At 62.2% G+C, this 17,605-nt stretch carries 16 protein-coding genes and 1 pseudogene; 4 read left to right on the forward strand and 13 right to left on the reverse strand.

What is annotated here, in order from left to right:
- Nucleotides 1-49: 49 nt before the first annotated feature.
- From ABIB57_RS00360 to ABIB57_RS00410, 11 genes are all read right to left on the reverse strand, one after another.
- Nucleotides 50-580 carry a hypothetical protein gene (locus tag ABIB57_RS00360; RefSeq protein ID WP_354037879.1) on the reverse strand — a complete coding sequence of 177 codons (531 nt, stop codon included), beginning with the start codon at nucleotides 578-580 and terminating at the stop codon, nucleotides 50-52.
- Complete coding sequence (locus ABIB57_RS00365) at nucleotides 577-1,974, reverse strand: tyrosine-type recombinase/integrase (RefSeq protein WP_354037880.1); 1,398 nt, start codon at nucleotides 1,972-1,974, stop codon at nucleotides 577-579. The genes ABIB57_RS00360 and ABIB57_RS00365 overlap by 4 nt, the downstream gene beginning before the upstream one ends.
- A gap of 281 nt (nucleotides 1,975-2,255) precedes the next feature.
- Entirely contained in the window at nucleotides 2,256-2,537 is a 282-nt protein-coding gene (locus ABIB57_RS00370) for a helix-turn-helix transcriptional regulator (RefSeq protein ID WP_354037881.1), read from the reverse strand.
- Between the two features lie 47 nt (nucleotides 2,538-2,584).
- Entirely contained in the window at nucleotides 2,585-3,760 is a 1,176-nt protein-coding gene (locus ABIB57_RS00375) for a mandelate racemase/muconate lactonizing enzyme family protein (RefSeq protein ID WP_502914341.1), read from the reverse strand.
- Nucleotides 3,761-3,768: 8 nt separating this feature from the next.
- Nucleotides 3,769-4,680: a dihydrodipicolinate synthase family protein gene (locus ABIB57_RS00380; protein WP_354037883.1), complete on the reverse strand. Its 912-nt coding sequence runs from the start codon at nucleotides 4,678-4,680 to the stop codon at nucleotides 3,769-3,771.
- Complete coding sequence (locus ABIB57_RS00385; protein WP_354037884.1) at nucleotides 4,677-5,513, reverse strand: carbohydrate ABC transporter permease; 837 nt, start codon at nucleotides 5,511-5,513, stop codon at nucleotides 4,677-4,679. The genes ABIB57_RS00380 and ABIB57_RS00385 overlap by 4 nt, the downstream gene beginning before the upstream one ends.
- Before the next feature lies 1 nt (nucleotide 5,514).
- Nucleotides 5,515-6,456, reverse strand: a complete 942-nt coding sequence (locus ABIB57_RS00390) for a carbohydrate ABC transporter permease (RefSeq protein ID WP_354037885.1) — start codon at nucleotides 6,454-6,456, stop codon at nucleotides 5,515-5,517.
- Between the two features lie 72 nt (nucleotides 6,457-6,528).
- Nucleotides 6,529-7,806 carry an ABC transporter substrate-binding protein gene (locus ABIB57_RS00395; protein ID WP_354037886.1) on the reverse strand — a complete coding sequence of 426 codons (1,278 nt, stop codon included), beginning with the start codon at nucleotides 7,804-7,806 and terminating at the stop codon, nucleotides 6,529-6,531.
- A gap of 72 nt (nucleotides 7,807-7,878) precedes the next feature.
- Nucleotides 7,879-8,685 (reverse strand): SDR family NAD(P)-dependent oxidoreductase, encoded by an 807-nt coding sequence (locus ABIB57_RS00400; RefSeq protein ID WP_354037887.1) that lies wholly within the window; start codon nucleotides 8,683-8,685, stop codon nucleotides 7,879-7,881.
- Complete coding sequence (locus tag ABIB57_RS00405; protein ID WP_354037888.1) at nucleotides 8,682-9,776, reverse strand: ABC transporter ATP-binding protein; 1,095 nt, start codon at nucleotides 9,774-9,776, stop codon at nucleotides 8,682-8,684. Before ABIB57_RS00405 ends, ABIB57_RS00400 begins: the two co-directional genes overlap by 4 nt.
- Before the next feature lie 13 nt (nucleotides 9,777-9,789).
- The gene (locus tag ABIB57_RS00410) at nucleotides 9,790-11,520 is read right to left on the reverse strand and encodes an SMP-30/gluconolactonase/LRE family protein (RefSeq protein WP_354037889.1); all 1,731 of its coding nucleotides are present in this window, start codon (nucleotides 11,518-11,520) and stop codon (nucleotides 9,790-9,792) included.
- A gap of 131 nt (nucleotides 11,521-11,651) precedes the next feature.
- On the opposite strand from ABIB57_RS00410, the gene ABIB57_RS00415 reads away from it, so the two are divergent.
- From ABIB57_RS00415 to ABIB57_RS00430, 4 genes and pseudogenes are all read left to right on the forward strand, one after another.
- Nucleotides 11,652-12,803, forward strand: coding sequence for a mandelate racemase/muconate lactonizing enzyme family protein (locus tag ABIB57_RS00415; RefSeq protein WP_354037890.1), 1,152 nt, complete (start codon nucleotides 11,652-11,654; stop codon nucleotides 12,801-12,803).
- An 8-nt stretch (nucleotides 12,804-12,811) separates the two neighbouring features.
- Complete coding sequence (locus ABIB57_RS00420; protein WP_354037891.1) at nucleotides 12,812-13,708, forward strand: 2-dehydro-3-deoxygalactonokinase; 897 nt, start codon at nucleotides 12,812-12,814, stop codon at nucleotides 13,706-13,708.
- Between the two features lie 81 nt (nucleotides 13,709-13,789).
- Nucleotides 13,790-14,537 (forward strand): annotated as a pseudogene (locus ABIB57_RS00425) (SDR family NAD(P)-dependent oxidoreductase).
- Nucleotides 14,538-14,662: 125 nt separating this feature from the next.
- Entirely contained in the window at nucleotides 14,663-15,190 is a 528-nt protein-coding gene (locus tag ABIB57_RS00430; RefSeq protein WP_354037892.1) for a hypothetical protein, read from the forward strand.
- On the opposite strand, the gene map is transcribed toward ABIB57_RS00430, so the two are convergent.
- Together map and pgi are read right to left on the reverse strand one after the other, a co-directional pair.
- Complete coding sequence (gene map, locus ABIB57_RS00435) at nucleotides 15,187-15,942, reverse strand: type I methionyl aminopeptidase (protein ID WP_354037893.1); 756 nt, start codon at nucleotides 15,940-15,942, stop codon at nucleotides 15,187-15,189. The two genes, ABIB57_RS00430 and map, sit on opposite strands and share 4 nt — an antisense overlap.
- Nucleotides 15,943-15,946: 4 nt before the next feature.
- A complete protein-coding gene (pgi, locus tag ABIB57_RS00440) occupies nucleotides 15,947-17,587 on the reverse strand; it encodes a glucose-6-phosphate isomerase (protein ID WP_354037894.1) in 1,641 nt (546 codons plus the stop codon).
- Nucleotides 17,588-17,605 lie beyond the last annotated feature (18 nt).

The following is a 17,605-nucleotide window of genomic DNA, read 5'->3' on the forward strand; positions in this document are numbered from 1 at the left end:
CCTTCTAAGTGTCACATTGATTTGCCCCCATTCAACGGGGGATCTGGGGCTAAGTTTTGTGAAACGCCCGGTCGTAACCGACTTCGGTCAGCGCGAGGTAGACTAACGTTTCGTGCGGACTGTCAGGTTCTTTCAGTTGGGCCTCCCACTTCTGCCGCTCTAACGGAATGAGGGACGCAACCTCCAGTCCGCGGCCCTTACTGACATTTTCGCGCAAACGCTTTAGAGCTTTCACCGGCATGCCCGATCTGTGCGCGACCAATCTGTCGGCCTGCGCCGCAGTCTTGAACGCACTCGCAGCCAGCTCGGCGGCTAGAACTGCCCTGGCACGAGCATTTGCCCGCGCGCCACGAGTTTTCCCCCGACCAATCGCTCCTTCGTCAGGGCGAAGAATTGGGGGAAGGTAACCACGGTCGAGATCCTGTAAGGCTTCTGCAAGGAACCGGCCAACAGTCTCCCTCGGACCTTCGTGCTCGTTGTTGGCAATCGTGGCCAGTAGCCAGTCTAGAGCAGCTGAGCGTTGCTGCTCTGGCGTCAAGGCCAGTGCGAAAGCTCGATGTGCCTCGTATGCCCGGCTCATGCCGCGCCCTCCCTAAAGGCTACCACGTTACCCTTACCGCCACGAAGGGCGGTCAGGAACGACTCCCACCGAGTTCCACCAGCCCGGATCGCATCACCAAATTCTAGCTTGGCATCATACTCGTCCTCGGCTGCCCGAACCATTTCTTGCCATGCAGCGACAAGCGATTGGTCGATGATGAAGGCTACATAGCGCCCCCAAGCATTGATTGCGCGATACCGAAGCGGCTCAAGCTCCGACCGGTTGTACGTTCCACGAACCCCAGACTTGGCCGACCCACTTTTATGGTTGAGCAGGGCATCGACGACCGCTGAAGGCACACCCAGCTCCGCCAACCTCGTCGTCATGGTTCGCCGGAGGTCATGAAAGACCCAGCCAACGACGCCCGACTCTTGATCGAGGCGGCTTTTAGCATCGCTGAAATCTGCAACAGGCACCCTGCCCCGGCTAAATACAAAGACCCCCTCTTTGGACAATGGCCGCATTTCGTGAAGCAACTCCGCGGATAGATGCACCAGATGGGCCTCGCCATTCTTTGCTCGCTCCGCCGGGATCACCCATTTACGTTCGGCAATGTCGAGCTCCAACCAAGGCAGCTTGGCCACTTCGTCTCTGCGCTGGCCGGTGAGCATCAGCGCTCGGACGAGCGCTGTCCAAGGCTGTCCAAGGCCCTCAGCTGCATACCAAATCCGTCGTAATTCATCATCTGAAAGGACGCGGTCTCTGGACGTCTCGGGGGTCTGACGCTCCAGGCCTAGCAGCGGATTGGCCGTGGCCAACTTCAAGCGGGGAGAGAGGGCAAATTTCCACAATGTCCGAAGCGTGTTGAGAAACCTGTTGGCTTGGATTGGCGCTTGGGCGTCCAGCTCAACGATAAGCTCGTCGGTACTAATCGAGTCGAGAACGCGCTTTTTCCACCTAGCAACCAAGCCGCCGTCGGCCAGTACAAACGTTGCGACGTCGTCGCCGGCCGGCTCGCCACGCTTCCGTGCAGGTGGCACCAGTCCGAGCTGACGGGCAGGCTCACGCCATGTTCTGTTGCCCTTTTTTTTAAGAGCCTCAACATATCGCCGGGCAACAGCTTCAAAAGTACGGGTTTGGTCGAACTTCTCTGCTTGAGCTGCGATCTTTTTAGCACCGGGATCAACGCCGATTGCGACGTCTACCAGGGCCGTCTTAGCTGCAGCCCTCGCGTCAGCAAGACTGACAGCAGGGTACTTGCCCAAAGTCAGCTTTCGGGGAGCACCGGCATTTCGGTAACGCACGGCCCAACTGCGCTTCCCCGACGGCTGGATCACAAGGTATAGTCCGGTAATGAGTCCGTCCGGGATTTCCTGGCGCCGGTCCGCCGCCTTGAATTTGTCGATGGATAGAGCGGTCAAAGGTTTTGGCATCTCGTTCCCTGGGTAACGCCAGGGTAACGTACACGGTGCGATACCCGGTGTTACCCTGCGATGCTATCAATGGGTAACAATGGGCAAAAGTGCAAGGGATTGCTCGGATATCATGGATTAGATGTCGTACTTTTATGCCTTACGTTACCATCTTGCGATTGACTTTTAATCGAATGGTCGAGGGTTCGACCCCCTCCCGGCATACCAATATCTTTTCCAACAGAATCAGTAAGTTGGGCTCAAACACAAATAAGCTTGACCCCGACGCACCTCCGTCAGCCTCACCGCTCGTCCAAAACAGATAAAACTGCATTGCGCGACAGAAGGGCCACTAGTTCCTGCTGCCGATTGACCCCCGCCTTGCGGAAGACCTTGCGCAGGTGGAAGGCAAAGGTGGTGCCGGTAATGCCCAGGTCCAGCGCGATCTCGTCTGTCCGCAGGCCCCGGGCGATCGAGGTGGCCGCGCGAGGCTCCGTAGGGGTCAGCGCGAAGCCTTCGCGCGAGCGATTTTGATATCGGCCGTTCGACCTGGATTCTCGATTTCTCCGACCAAGAACGTTCATCGCACGCGCTGGGTCGGCAAGCGTTCTCCATGAAATCCGCTACGCGACTAGTCCTGCCGGCGGATGGCGTAGCGGAAAATGTCGTCACTTGGCTCGACGCCGAGCCCGGCGCCGGTTGGCACCAGATAGGCGCCGTTGGCGCAGCCCATGTCGCCATGAGTGTGGGCGAGGTTTCGGTCGAAAATCGAGTGCTGATATTCGTGATAGGGCACGTTCTGCAGCGTTGAGGCCACCTGCAGGCTCGCCGCCATGAAGATGCCGATACTGACCGAGGCATGCGGGATGACGTTCATGTGGAACGTCTGGGCCATGCGGCCGATCTGGACGAATTCGGTGATGCCGCTATGGCCGATCTCGGGTTGCACGATGCTCATGGCGCGCGCCTCGAAGCGCGGGCGGAACTCGTAGGCGGTGCGCAATTCCTCGCCCAGCGCCAGCGGCACACCAATGCCATTGGCGACGCGGACTTGACCTTCCAGGTTTTCCGGCTGCACGGGCGCTTCCGCAAAATAGAGATTATGGGCATCGAGCCGCCGGATCAGCCGAATGGCCTCGGCCGCCTCGAACTTCCAGTGCAGATCGACCATGATGTCGATGCCGGGGCCCACCGCCTCGCGCAGCGCGGCCATTTCGGCGACGATGCCCTCATCAGACACGGCGGCGGCAAACTTGATGCCCTTGTAGCCGTTGGCGACCCACTCCACCGCCAGCTCGCAGCGCTCCTTGATGGAGGCGCGCGGCAGGCCCGAGACGTAAGCCGGAATAGTGTCGTGACGGCGTCCACCCAAGAGGGTCGAGACCGGGACCCCAAGCACCTTGCCGGTGAGGTCGTAGAGCGCGATATCTACGCCCGCCAGCGCGTCGAGATAGTAGCCGCCAAAATAGCCGCGCACGCGCATCAGGTCGTAGAGGTCTTCGTGGATCACCACCGCATCGGCCGGGTCGCGACCGATGATAACCGGCGCCAATACATCATCGATGATGGCTTTGGTGGCCTCGGGCGCCACGATGCCATAGCACTCGCCCCAGCCCACCTTGCCGCTTTCGCCGGTCACCTTGATCAGCAGCGTCATGTCGGTCGACGGGTAGATCGTGCGATTACCTGCGCGCACCAGATAGCCGCGTTCGTTGATCGCCTCGCCCGCCTTCAGCGGTCCCAGATAGGGCACCGCGCGCGGGATCGAGATGATGAAGCTTTCTATCCTGACGATGGCATCGACGATATTGGGCATCACAGCGGCTTGTGGTTGGTGTAGGGCAAATCGGCGTCCGCCAGTAGCAGCGTCAGTTCGGCGAAGTCGCCGTCATCGAAGCGCGGACCCTTGCCGCGCACGAACACGTGCTTGATCACGCCGCGCCGGCGCAGCACTTCCTTGGTCATGTGCATACGGAATACCGCCTGGAAATTTAGCAGCGGCAGCGAGATATTGTAGAGCTTGCGGGCCGTAGCAATATCGCCTGCCTGCCAGGCATGCACCAGCGAGGCGTGAATGTCGGACAGCTCGGCCGCCGGCATCGTCCCGGCCGCGCCGCGCGCCAATTCATCAGTCACATAGCGCCCGCCTGCTCCACCGAAGATCGCATCTACCGATCCATTGGCCGCTGCCTTGATCCGGGTCAGGTGCTGGCCGCACGGAGCGGTTTCTTCCTTGATATAGCGGATCGCCGGCACCGCCGCCGCGACCGCCGCAACCTCCTCCGGCGTCAGCCCGGCGCCGATGGGCTTGGGCTGGTTCTGCAGCATGATCGGCACGCCTGCGCCCGCCGAGACCGCCGCGAAATACTGCGTCTGCGCCGCGATGTCGTTGCCGAGGTGCAGCGGCGCCATCACCATCGCTGCCGCAGCTCCGATTTCGGCGGCCTGCGCGATATGCCGCGCGGACGCCTGGGGATCGGGGTCACTTGCTCCAATGATGATGGGGATGCGGCCATTGATGCGCTTTGCGAGCAACGCCACCTGGCTGCGGCGCTCCTCGGGCGTCAGCGTATCCACTTCGCTGGCGACACCGGGATAGACGACACCGTCAACGTCGCTTTCCAGCGCAAAATCGATGACGGCGAGGAAGTCCGCCTCGTCGATCGATCCGTCATCGCGGAACAGCGTGGGCAGCACGGGAAACGCACCGGCGAGAGTTTTGGTCATTTTACGGCTCCGGCAGTAACGCCCTGGATGAAATAGCGTTGAAGGAACATGAAGGCGACGACGATGGGCAGCGATACCATCAGCGACGCCGCCATGGCACCGCCCCAGTCGGCATTGGTCTCGTTGAGATAGGTGAGCAACAGGCCCGGCCCGATTGTCCGCTTGTCGTCCGAAACGATGATGGTCATCGAATAGAGCAGGTCGTTCCAGCTCCACATGAACGAATAGAGGAACACCGTGATGATCGGCGGGATCGAGATCGGCATGATGATGGTGTGAAAGATGCGCAGATCGCTGGCGCCATCCGCCCGCGCCGCATCGATCAGCTCGTCCGGCACCTGGGTGAAATAGCTGTAGAGCATGTAGGTCGCCACCGGCAGCGCAAACACGATATAGCTCAGGATCAGCCCCGGACGCGTATCCAGCAGCCCCAGATTGCTCATCGTCGGGTAGAGGCTGATCAGCAGCAGCCCGAACGGGAACATCTGCGCGCTCAACATGAACAGCATGATCGGCTGGCGCCCGAAATAGCGGTATTTGGCGAAGCTATAGCCCGCATAGAGCGCCAGGATCGTATTGATCGTCGCGCTCGACCCCGAAGTGATCAGGCTGTTGGAGAGATAGACCAGCAGCTTGCTCTCGGCGATGGCCGACCAGTAATGGGCCAGCGTGAACTGCTGCGGGAACCAGGTCGGGATGACGCGATAGAGCTCCTCATTGCCCTTGAGCGATGAGGTGATCATCCAATAGATCGGGAAAAACAGGTAAAAGCCGATCAGCGCCAAGGTGAGGCCAAAGACGATTTTTGCGGTGCGGCTGGACAGGTCAAACATCTCAGCGCCCCTTCACCAAAAGCCGCAGGTAGAAGAATGCCGGCGGCAGCAGCGTCGCTACCCACAGCACGCCAATGGCCGAGGCCATGCCGATGTCCCATTGCTCGAAGGCCTTGCGGTAAACCTCGATCGACAGCACTGCCGTCGCCCGCACTGGTCCACCCCCGGTCAGCGCGAAAATCGTATCGAAATCCTGCAGCCCGCCGATCACCCCCAGCACCACGACCACGATCAGCACCGGCCGCAGATGCGGCAGCAGATGGTCGCGCAGGATGGCGAAATTGTTGGCCCCGTCGACCCGCGCCGCATCGAGCTGCTCGCCATCGACATTCTGCAGGCCGGCGAGGAAGAACGCCATGAACAGCGGGATCGAGCGCCAGATACGCGTCAGCACCACCGCCAGCATTGCCCCTTCGGGCGTCGACAACCACGCTTGCGGCACATCGATCAGCCCCGTCTCCAGCAGCACGCCATTGATGACGCCGAACCGGCTGTTGAAAATCCACGCCCAGATAAAGGCGCTGACGGTGCTCGGCACCACCCAGGGCAGCAGCGTCAGCGCCCGAATGGCGGCGCGTCCGCGAAACGGCTGGTTCAGGATCAGCGCCCAGCCCAGCCCCAGCACCAGCGTGCCGCCGGTGGAGCAACCCACGTAGATCGCCGTCAGCAGGAAGGACTGCCAGGTCTCTGGGCTGGTCAGTACGTCCTGGAAATTGGCCAGCCCGATAAAGGTCGGCTGGATCGATTGCAGCGTATCCTCGAACAGCGACAGGCCCAGCGCCTGTCCGAACGGATAGAGGATGATCAGCACGAAGGCAGTCGCCGCCGGCAGCAGCATCAGAATGCCGACACGGCGCTGAGCGGCCTGCAACCCGCCACGCCTTGCATTGGCAGAAACCGGATAGTCAAGGCGGCGACCGCCGGGCGGCGCGAGATCGGTCATCGTCATTCTCTTATGTGCTGGGAAGGAGCGTGAAGGCGGGCACCCGCATGGGCGCCCGCCTCGGTGTGCGTATTATTGCGGGAAACCGGCCTTGGTCATGGACCCCGCCATGCGCTGACCCATCGAGGTGATGGCCTCGTCGGCGGTCTTCTGTCCCAGCAGCGCGGATTGCACTTCTTCGGCCAGGATGTCGGTCAGTTCGCCGCCGTTGCTCCAGGTGCCCACTTCATTGGCGAGCGGATGGGTATTGTTCTGCGCCCATGCTGTCAGGTAAGCGTCGTCGGCAACCACCGGGTTGGCGCGGGCCGAAATCGTGCCCGGCAAGGCGCTCTGTTCCACCGGAAACTGGGTTTCCACCGCGTCGTCGCCGAGATAATTGACGAACTGCATGTTGGCGTCATCCTTGGTCGGCGGATTGCTCTGCGCGAACGAGATGATCAGGTGCGCCCACTGGATCGACTTGGGCTCGTCGCCCTCCTTGACCACCGGCACCTGCATCGGCCTGATGTTGACGTCGAACGCCTTGTCCTGGCCCGAAAAGCTGCGCAGAAAGGTGCGTGATTGCGGCGCGTCGAGATAGAAGGCCGCAGCGCTCTGGCCCACCAACCGGCGGGCGTCGGGCCGGCCGATTTCGGGCGCCACCAGGCGCTCCTTCATCAGGTCGACGAGAAAGGCGAGCGCCTGCTTGCTGGCGTCGCTATCCACCACCACCTTGCCGCTGGGCTCGATGACATGGGCGCCGAAGGTGTATTCCCACACCAGGAAATCAACCAGGATGTCGCTGTTGTTCTTGGTGGCCATCGCATAGGGCACCGAATTGGGCACCGCATCGCGGATGGCGATCAGGTCGGCCTTGAACTCTTCAACCGTCTTGGGGACGTCGGTAATGCCGGCCTTGGTCAGCACGGCCTGGTTGGCGACCATGCCGATCGAGCCCGACATCAGCGGCAGGCCGAACTGCTTGCCGTCGACCTGGCCCATGGCCAGGGCCTCGGGGGCATAGGTTTTGGCCAGATAGTCCTTGCCGAACACGTCATTGTAGTCGACCAGGCCCGGCAGCGTGCTGAACATGGGCAGCCAGCGCTCGGAGATCTGCACCACGCTGGGCAGCGTCTTGGACCGGGCGCGCAGGAACAGCGTCTTCTGCATGTCACCGAACGCGGTGCCGATCGGCTCGACGGTCAGGTTCGTCTTGGCGGTGAAGCCGTCGATGATGCGGTCGACCGAGGGCTTGGCCGATTCTTCGGCATAGCTATAGCCCATGAAGCTGAGATCGGCCGCCTGTGCCGCCCCTATGGTGAAGATGCCGGCTGCCAGGGCAGTGGCCATTAGCGTTGTAATCTTTGTCACGTCGTCCTCCCTTTGTGGAACATTGTTTCAAGTCGAAAAAATTGCAGGCTCGGCCTCTTGTCGGGCCTGATTTTAGATGACGCCCCCATCGACGATGAAGGTCTGCCCCGTCACCAGCCGGGAATCGTCGGCCGCCAGGAACAGCGCCATGCGAGCGATGTCGGGGGGCAGCAGGTGCTCCTTGAGGCACTGGCTCTCAAGGTATTCGTTGAACTTGTTCTGGTAGATGGCCTTGGCGCGCACGACCTGCCGCTCAGTCAAAACCCAGCCGGGGGCAATGGAATTGACGCGGATATTGCGTTCGCCCAATTCACGCGCCAGCGATTTGGTCATCCCCATCACCGCGGACTTGGCTGTGGTGTAAAAGATCAGCCCCGCCGCTCCCTTCATCCAGGAAATCGAGCCCATATTGATGATGGCCCCGCCGCCAGCTTTTGCCATACCGGGCGCTACCGCCTGAACCGCGAAGAACTGGTGACGCAGGTTGGTGGCCTGCCGCTCGTCCCAATAGTCCGGCGTCACCTCTTCAAGCGGCTTGCGGTCGTCATTGCCGGCATTGTTGACCAGCACGCGAAACGGTCCAGTCTTGGCGGCAAGGCGCTCGATAGCCCCTTGCATCGCCGCGATATCGCGCAGATCCACCACTTCATAATGCGGCCGCGTCCCGGTCGATTTTTCCACCGCGCTGGCATTCTCGGCGGCCACCGTGCCATCCAGCTCGATAAAGCCAACCCGACACCCCTGCCCGACGAAATGTTCCACCAGCGACGCGCCAATCCCCGAGCCACCGCCGGTGATCAGCACGCTCTTGCCCTCAAGGCTGGGATAGCGGGCCACAGCCACTTCGACCTTGGGGATCAATTCGGGATGCAGGCTCATGCCGCTTCCAGTGCCACCGGCCGCGCCGATGCGATCGAACGACCATCCGCAGCGAAGACGTGGATCATCTCAGGATCGAACCCGACCCCGATCTTCTCCTTGCGCCGCACTGCCCGTTCGCCCGACAGCCGCACCACCAGCATGTCCTCGCTGCCATCCAGCGCCACATACGCGTAGGTGTCGCTGCCCAGATGCTCGGTCATGGTGACGGCGCCGGACAGGCTATTGGGCGCGCCGTGATCGACCAGTTCGAGATGCTCGGGTCGAATGCCGATTTCGCTCGGCTTGGCGGCAAGGTCCGGCGGCACGCGCACGGAGCCACCGGGGATGGCAAAACGCTGGTCACCGACCGCGACGCCCAGGGGCAGGAAATTCATCCGCGGACTGCCGATAAAGCCGGCGACAAACTTATTGATGGGTTTGTTGTACAGATCGAGCGGCGAGCCCACCTGCTCCACCTTGCCAGCATTGAGCACCACGATCTTGTCGGCCAGCGTCATCGCCTCGACCTGATCATGGGTGACGTAGACCATGGTGGTGCCGAGCCGTTCCTTCATCCGCGCGATTTCGATGCGCATCTCGACCCGCAGCGACGCATCGAGGTTGGAGAGCGGCTCGTCGAAGAGGAAAATGCGCGGTTCGCGTACGATGGCCCGGCCGATGGCAACGCGCTGGCGCTGTCCGCCCGAAAGCTGGCGCGGCTTGCGGTCGAGATAGCTCTCGATGCGCAGCACCTTGGCGGCGATTTCCACCCGCGCCCGGATTTCGGCCTTGGGCGTGCCCGCCAGCCACAATGCGTAGCCCATATTGTCGGCCACCGACATATGCGGATAGAGCGCGTAGCTCTGGAACACCATGGCGATGCCGCGCTTTGCCGGGGGCACATCGTTGACGATCTCCCCGTCAATGGCCATCTGTCCGGCGGTGATTTCGTCCAGCCCACAGATCAGGCGCAGCAAGGTAGACTTGCCGCATCCGGAGGGGCCGACAAAGGCGACGAATTCGCCGTCTTGCACGGTCAGGTCGATGCCCTTGAGCACTTCGGTGGTGCCGAAGGATTTCCTGATACCGCTGAGTTCGAGTTTGGCCATGTCGGTTCCCTGGTCAGCCGGCAAACATCGGGTCTTGCAGACCCTTGATGCCGGTATCGATAGCGAAGACGCTGCCGGATAGCGGCGCTTCGGTCAGTTGTGCGGCGGAGAGCCGGATACGGGCGGTGGTGACGAACAAGGTCTGCATGTCCGGCCCGCCGAACACGCACGAGGTCGGGCGGGGCACCGGCAGGTTGATCACCCGGTCGACCTTGCCGTCTGGATCGTAGCGCGTGACGCACCAGCCATCCCAATGGGCGGCCCAAACGAAGCCTTCCGCATCCACCGTCAGCCCGTCAGGCTTGCCCTCGGATTCCGGCACCGAGATAAACACCCGCCGATTGGCGATCGAGCCGCTGTCGATGTCGAAATCATAGGCATAGATGAGCTGCTTGGCGGTATCGGCGAAGTAGAATGTCTTGTCGTCCGGGCTCCAGCCCATGCCGTTGGAGACGTGGAAGCCCCGGTCCATTTCAAAGGCGCGCCCATCGGGATCGAGCCGCCACAGCCGGCCCTGGTCGGGCGCGGTATCGATGGCCAGCGAGCCTGCCCACAGCCGTCCGCGCCGGTCGCATTTGCCGTCATTGAAGCGGTTGCCGGGCCGGTCGGCTTCCGGGTGCGAAATGGTGGTGATGCTGCCGCTGGGCAGGTCGATGCCGCGGATTTCACCATGCATGGCGGTGACGAACCCGCCGCGGGTGCGCGGAATGATGAAGCCCACCAGTTCGGGCACCGGCATGCTCACATAGGTGCCCTTGACGGTGTCGCCAGTGTAGACGGCGGGCGCCAGGATATCGACGAAATAGAGCTTCTTGTCCCGCTCGGACCAATGGGGGCCTTCCCCCAAAAAGGTGCTGGCGGGAATTACACAGCGCACATCGGCACGGTCGACCCCAAGTGGGCGCGGCTGGATGCCTAGCGACATAGCGAATTCCCCGAAATTGCCAGATGTGCGGCGCGCCGCCTCGATGACTTCGCGCCCCAGCGCATGCAAGCGTTCGACCGGTAGCCGGAACGATGGCCCGATAATGCCGATGGCCCCGATGGGCTCGCCCCGGTGGTTCAGAACCGGCGCTGCAACCGAGGAAATCCCCATATTCTGCTCGTCCACCGACACCGCATAACCACGGGCCTTGGTCAGGTCGAGCTGGCGGATCAGTTCATCGACGTCGATGATGGTATTGGGCGTCAGCCCTTCGAGATGAGCATCGGCCAGCAGCGCCCGGCGCTTTTCCAGCGACAGGTGAGCCAACATCGCCTTGCCCAGCCCACTGCCATGCGCCGCCGCGCGAGACCCTACGCCATTGTTGAGGCGCAGCGGCTGGGGCACGTCGCTCTGGTCGATATAGAGTACGCTGGCGCCATCCATCACCCCAAGACGGATGGCCTCGCCGGTCAGGTCGCGCAGCCGTACCAGTTCCGGTTGGGCGGCACCGCGCAGGTCGAAATCGTCCCAGACCTTGTGGGCCCATTGAAACAGCCGTGCTCCCAGCCGGTAGGTCTGGTCGCGTCCGTCAAAGGCCAGCAGATGCTCTTCAACCAGGGCCTGCAGCAGCCGATGCAGCGTGCCCTTGGGTACGCTGGTCTGTTCCAGCAGCTCGGTAAAGCGCAGCCCCTTGGGCGCGGAGGCGACGATATCGAGCAGCTGGATGCCGCGCGTCAGCGCCTGCACCCCGGGCGTCGATGGGCCATCGGCCTCGACGTCCTTGTCGCCCGTGCTAGCGCTGAGTTGGGGCTTGCCCATCATCTCTCCCGAGAACCGAAACTTGCCGGTTTGACTGCCTGGCGTTTGTCCGCCGTGTTGCCAATCGAATATCTTGGAACTAAGTTTCATGTCAAGGCGTCAACAGCGGCATGGACCGCGTGGGAGCAAATGTGAAGATTACCAAGGTCGACCACTGGCTGGTTAGAATGCCCTTCACCGAGGATATACTGTGGGGCTCGGGCCGCCGCATCGGCACCACCCGCCTCGTCTGTCGAATCGAGACGGATGGGGGAATCACCGGCTGGGGCGAAACCATCTCGCTGATCGCCAGCGTGCCCGCAGTGTTCGCCGATATCGTCGCGCCCTTGGCCATCGGCTACCCGGTGGCCGACGTGGAGCGGCTGCATCGGCACGTGCTCGGCGCCGGCTTCTACCATCACAAGCGCGCCGCCGTGATGGCGATCGCCGCGCTCGAAATGGCGATGTGGGATGCGCTCGGCAAGCAGGCGAAACTGCCGCTTTATGCCCTATGGGGTGGCAAATGGCGCCGGGACGTAGCCGCCGCCGCCTATCTTTTCACCAATGAACCTAAAGGCTTGACCGAGCGGCTGCAACGTTTTCTCGACAAGGGCTATGAAACCTTCAAGGTCAAGATCGGCTTTGACGAGCGCAGCGACATTATCCTCGCCGAGACCGCCCGCAAGGTGATCGGCGACCACCCGTTGCGACTCGACGTCAACGGCGCCTGGCACCCCGGCACCGCCAAGCGTCAGCTGGAAAAACTGCGCCCGTTCGATCCCGCCTATGTCGAACAGCCGCTGGAACTGGACGATCTTGCCGGTCACGCCGCGCTCGTCGCCCACTCCTCCGTTCCCATCGCGCTAGACGAAAGCGCCTATACGCTAGCCGATGTCGGCAACATTATCCGCGCCAGCGCTGCCGATGTCGTCCTGCTCGATCCCCATGAAGCGGGCGGCCTGTGGCAGACCATCAAGGCCGCCGCGATCTGCGAAGCGGTCGGCATCCCGGTGACACTACACTCCGGCGCTGAACTGGCCCTGTCCCAGTCCGCCTACATCCACCTCGCGGCCTCGATCCCCAACCTGTCGCTGGCCATCGACACCGAGCGCGCCTATCTCGGCGGCGATATCAGCCCCAATCCGCCCGTTCTGACCGGCGGCCGCTTCGCCATTCCGGAAGAGCCAGGGCTGGGCGTCGATGTCGATGTCGAAGCCCTCGAGCGCTATCGCGTCGAAGGCATTGCCGGCGCCTATCTCGACACGTCCCGCAAGGACTGGTTCCCCATCAAGCCCGCCTACTGAGTGCAGCCATGTATATCGCGATCGAATGGACCTCCGCGGCGTTTCACGCCTGGCAATTGCAAGCTGACGGCAGCGTGCTTGCCGAGCACAGCAGCGCGCGCGGGGTCAACAGCGTCTCCAACGGGGCGTTTGATACGGCTCTGCGCCAGGAAATTGGCCCATGGCTAGGCGAGGCCCGTGCCATCCTGCTCTCAGGCATGGTCACCAGCCGGACCGGCTGGATCGAGTCGCCCTTCGTCATGGTGCCGGCAGGCCTTCCGGACTTGTTGGCGCAGGCGGTCCGGCAGGACATCGATGGCCTGCCAACGCTCTATTTTCTGCCCGGAATCGCGCGGCAAAATCCGGTCCCGGACGTCATGCGGGGAGAAGAATTGGCGGTCTTCGGCATCGGCAGCCACATGCCTGCCCTCGTGGTCCTGCCCGGCGCACACAGCAAGTGGATCACCACCGATGGCAGCCAGATCACCGACATTGCCACCTATATGGGCGGCGAAGTTCTCAGCCTGCTGAAAAAGGACTCGCTGGTCTCCCGGCTTATTCCGGCCAGTTACGAGCCGCATCCCGACGCCTTCGAACGCGGTACGCGCTTTGCCCTCGACAAGTCGGCCATGCCGGGTGGCGTGTTGCAACGCATCTTCTCCGCCCGCTCCCTCGTCCTGTTCGGGCGGCTACAACCGGCCGAAATCGCCGACTACCTTGGCGGAATCATAGCGGGTTCGGAAATCTCCGAAGCTCTTGCAGGCATCCAGCGACCGGCTTCCATCACCGTCATGGGCACAAGTGCGGCCGCTGCTGCCTACAGAACCGCGCTCGAGATTGCCGGGATTCCCAGCCCAGTCCTGGCAAGTAGCACCGTCTCGGCCTTTGCGTTTCTCGCGGCGGAGCTGCAAAGGGAAAGAATTTGAAGCCTACCCACGCGGACGATCTAGCCCGATAGAATAGCACGAATCAAAAACACGGCCGAAGGCCGAGTGAAGGGACGAGACATGAACGAGATCGATCTGAAGGGCCGCACTGCAGTGGTAACCGGCGGCGCGCAGGGCATCGGCTTTGCGATCGCGCGACGGCTGGTGGCATCGGGCGCCCGGGTCAGCCTGTGGGATAACAACGCTGCGGTTCTGGCCGATGCCAAGCTTGCGCTCGGCGACGCCGCCTCGACCGTTGAAGTCAATATTGCCGCCTACGACGCCGTCGAGGCGGCCGTCGTCAGCACCGAACAGGCGCTGGGCGGGATCGATATTCTTGTACATTCCGCAGGCATTGCCGGCAAGAACGCCCCGCTCGACGAATACTAACTGGACGAGTGGCGCCGCGTCATCGACATCGATCTCAACGGCGCGTTTTACGTCAACCGTGCCATCCTGCCCGGCATGAAGGCCCGCAATTACGGCCGCATCGTCAACATAGCCTCGATCGCCGGCAAGGAGGGCAATCCCAACGCGGCTGCCTACGCCGCCGCCAAGGCCGGCGTCATCGGCATGACCAAGGCCGTGGGCAAGGAATGCGCCAAATACGACATCGCCATCAACGCCATCCACCCCCGCCACCGCCAAGACGCGTATCCTGGATGAATTGAAGCCCGAATTCGTCGACTACATGCTCAGCCGCATTCCGCGCGGCCGGTTCATGGAAGTCGAAGAAGCCGCCAGCATGGTCGCCTGGCTCGTCTCCAAGGAAAACAGCTTCACCACGGCGTCCGTTTTTGACCTGTCCGGCGGCCGCGCGACCTACTAACAGCGCCGGCTGCGAAGGTCCGATAACGGCGCTTCAATTGCGAATCGACGCGAAATGCTCTTTCAGTCGCTCGTTGGCGAGCTCTGTCGCCGACGTCCACTCCCCCTGCAATTGGCGGTTAGCCCATGTCTCAGGACACCATCGATCTGATCAAGGTGATGGTGGTGAGCCTGCTCATCTTCGCCATCAGCACCATCGCCGTCGTCTATCTGCTGGTGGTGTTCCGGACCTACGGCGGCAGCGTACCGGTGATCGGCAAGCTGCCGAGCCTGGATCTGGGCGCCATCATTCCTGCGCTGGCCGAAACCCGCTTGCTGGTGATTCTCGGCGCCATGTTCGTGATGGCGAGCGGTATCAGCCTGATCTTGACCAGCGTCACCATCGATATGGCGATGCTGATCATTGCCAAGGCGATGACCCTTTTGATCACCGCCATGTTCGGCGTATTAGCCGGCCTGTGGGGCTATGTGCGCTTGTCGCAGGGCAGCGAGCTGGCTTTGCCCGGCATCAACCGCTTGGCGATCGCCTTGATCGTATTCTTCGTGCTGTCGTCGGTGCTGCGCAACGCGACCTTCCGCGGCTGGGGCGCGATGCGCTTCGTCGCCGCGGCCGCGATGATCATTCTGGCACCGGTGCTGCTGGTTTCCCTCTAGGCGGCCAGCGTCACCACGACGGCACCGCGCGGCGTCGCCACCACCGTATGCTCGTATTGCACGCAAGGCGCAGCTGGCCGGGCAATCAGCGTCCACTCGTCATCCGCCGACTTCTGATCGGCCATCCGCCCACCCAGCGACAAAAACGGCTCGATGGTGAAAACCAGCCCATTGGTCATGCGACGGCGTTCGGATTTATCCGGCCAGGTCGAAATCTCGCCCGGCTCATCGTGCAGGCTGTCGCCAACGCCGTGGCTGGCCAGGTTGCGGATCAGCGTATAGCCGCCCTTGCTGGCGAATTTGCCGATGGCCTCACCGACATCGGCCAGAGGCGCACCGGCGCGCACGGCGCGAATCCCGGCCCACATCGCCTTCTTGCCATCGCGGCACAGCGCATCGAGCTTGCTGGTGCTGGGCGCGACGACAAACGAGGCGCCGGTATCAGCGAAGACGCCGTCCTTGACCGCCGAAACGTCGATATTGACCAGATCGCCCGCCTGGATCACCCGATCCCCAGGAATGCCGTGAGCGATTTCCTCGTTTATCGAGATACAGGTGGCGCCCGGAAAGTCATAGGTCACCTGGGGCGCCGACATCGCGCCGTGTTGTTCCAGCAGAATCCGGCCCAGATCATCGAGTTCCGCCGTGGTCATACCCGGACGCATGGCCGCTGCCATGGCGTCGCGGGTCAGCGCGCAGATGCGGCCGATGGCCTTGAGTTTTTCGAGTTGCTCGTCGGTGGTGATCGTCACGCGCCTAGCCCTTGTGGCTCAGGTAATAGCCCAGCAGGCCCTTGGTGGAACTGTCGTGGCCATCGCTGCTGGCCTCGCCTTTGACCTTTGGCAACAGGGCCTTGGCGAGCTGCTTACCCAGCTCAACGCCCCACTGGTCATAGGAATTAATGTTCCAGATCACGCCCTGCACGAACACCTTGTGCTCATACATCGCCACCAGCGAGCCCAGCATTTCGGGGGTCAGTTGTGGATAAAACAGCGTGTTGGACGGCCGATTGCCCGGAAACACCTTGTGCGGCGCCAGCTCTTTAATCTTTGCCTTGTCGAGGCCCCGCGCCTTGAGTTCGGACACGACCTCTTCCTCGGTCTTGCCCAGCATCAGCGCCTCGGACTGTGCCAGCACATTGGCGACCAGCTTGTCGTGATGCGGCGGCAGGCTTTCATGCGGCTTGGCGGCAATCAGGAAATCGGTGGGGATGACATCGGTGCCCTGATGGATCAACTGGAAGAACGCGTGCTGGCCATTGGTGCCCGGCTCGCCCCACACGATAGCTCCGGTCGACCAGCCAACGGCCTTGCCGCCCAGCGTCACCGACTTGCCGTTGCTCTCCATATCGAGCTGCTGCAAGTATGCCGGCAGGCGCGACAGGCGCTGGTCATAGGGGATCACGGCTTGGGTCGAAAAGCCCCAGACATTGCGATACCAGACGCCGAGCAGGCCGAGGATAACGGGGAGGTTCTGTTCCAGCGGCGTGGTCAGGAAGTGCTGATCCATCGCGTCGGCGCCCTTGAGAATCTTGGCGAAATTCTCGTAACCGACAGCCAGCGCCACCGGCAGGCCGATGGCCGACCAGATCGAATAGCGCCCGCCCACCCAGTCCCAAAAGCCGAAAATGCGGTCCTCGCGGATACCAAAGCCTTTGCAGGCCTCGATATTGGTCGACACGGCGGCGAAATGATCGCTGACCGCCGCATCCCCCAGCGCGTCGGCGATCCACTTCCGAGCCGAGGCGGCATTGGTCATGGTTTCGTCGGTGGTGAAGGTCTTGGAGGCGATGATGAACATCGTCGTCTGTGGCTTCAGGCGCTTGAGGGTATCGTGGATATGGGCGCCATCGACGTTCGACACGTAATGCGCGCGCAGGTCGGCGCGGGTATAGGGCTCGAGCGCCAGCGTCAGCATGGCCGGGCCGAGGTCGGAACCGCCGATGCCGATATTGACGACGTCGGTGATCTGCTCATTGGTGTGGCTGCGGATGACGCCATTGCGCACATCGTTGGTGTAGCTCTCGATATGCGCCAGCACGGCGCGGATATCGGGCATGACATCCTTGCCGTCGACGGGCACCGGCTTGTCGCCCTGGTATCTCAAGGCCATGTGCATCACCGCGCGGTCTTCGGTGATGTTGATATGCTCGCCTTCGCACATCTGGGTGCGGCGTTCCTCGACCCCGGCGGCACGCGCCAGGTCAAACAGGGCCGCCATCACGTCTTCGTCGATGCGGTTCTTGGAATAGTCGAGCAGTAGGTCGCCGGCCGCGGCGGAATAGCGCTTGAAGCGGTTCGGATCAATGGCGAACTGGACGCGCATCGGCGTCTCCGCGAGGCGCTTGCGGTGCTTGTCGAGCGACGCGAAACTGGCCTTGCGTCCTGATTTAGCCATGTCGATGAACCTTTGCTG

Source organism: Devosia sp. UYZn731, assembly GCF_040546795.1.
Taxonomy (GTDB): Bacteria; Pseudomonadota; Alphaproteobacteria; order Rhizobiales; family Devosiaceae; genus Devosia.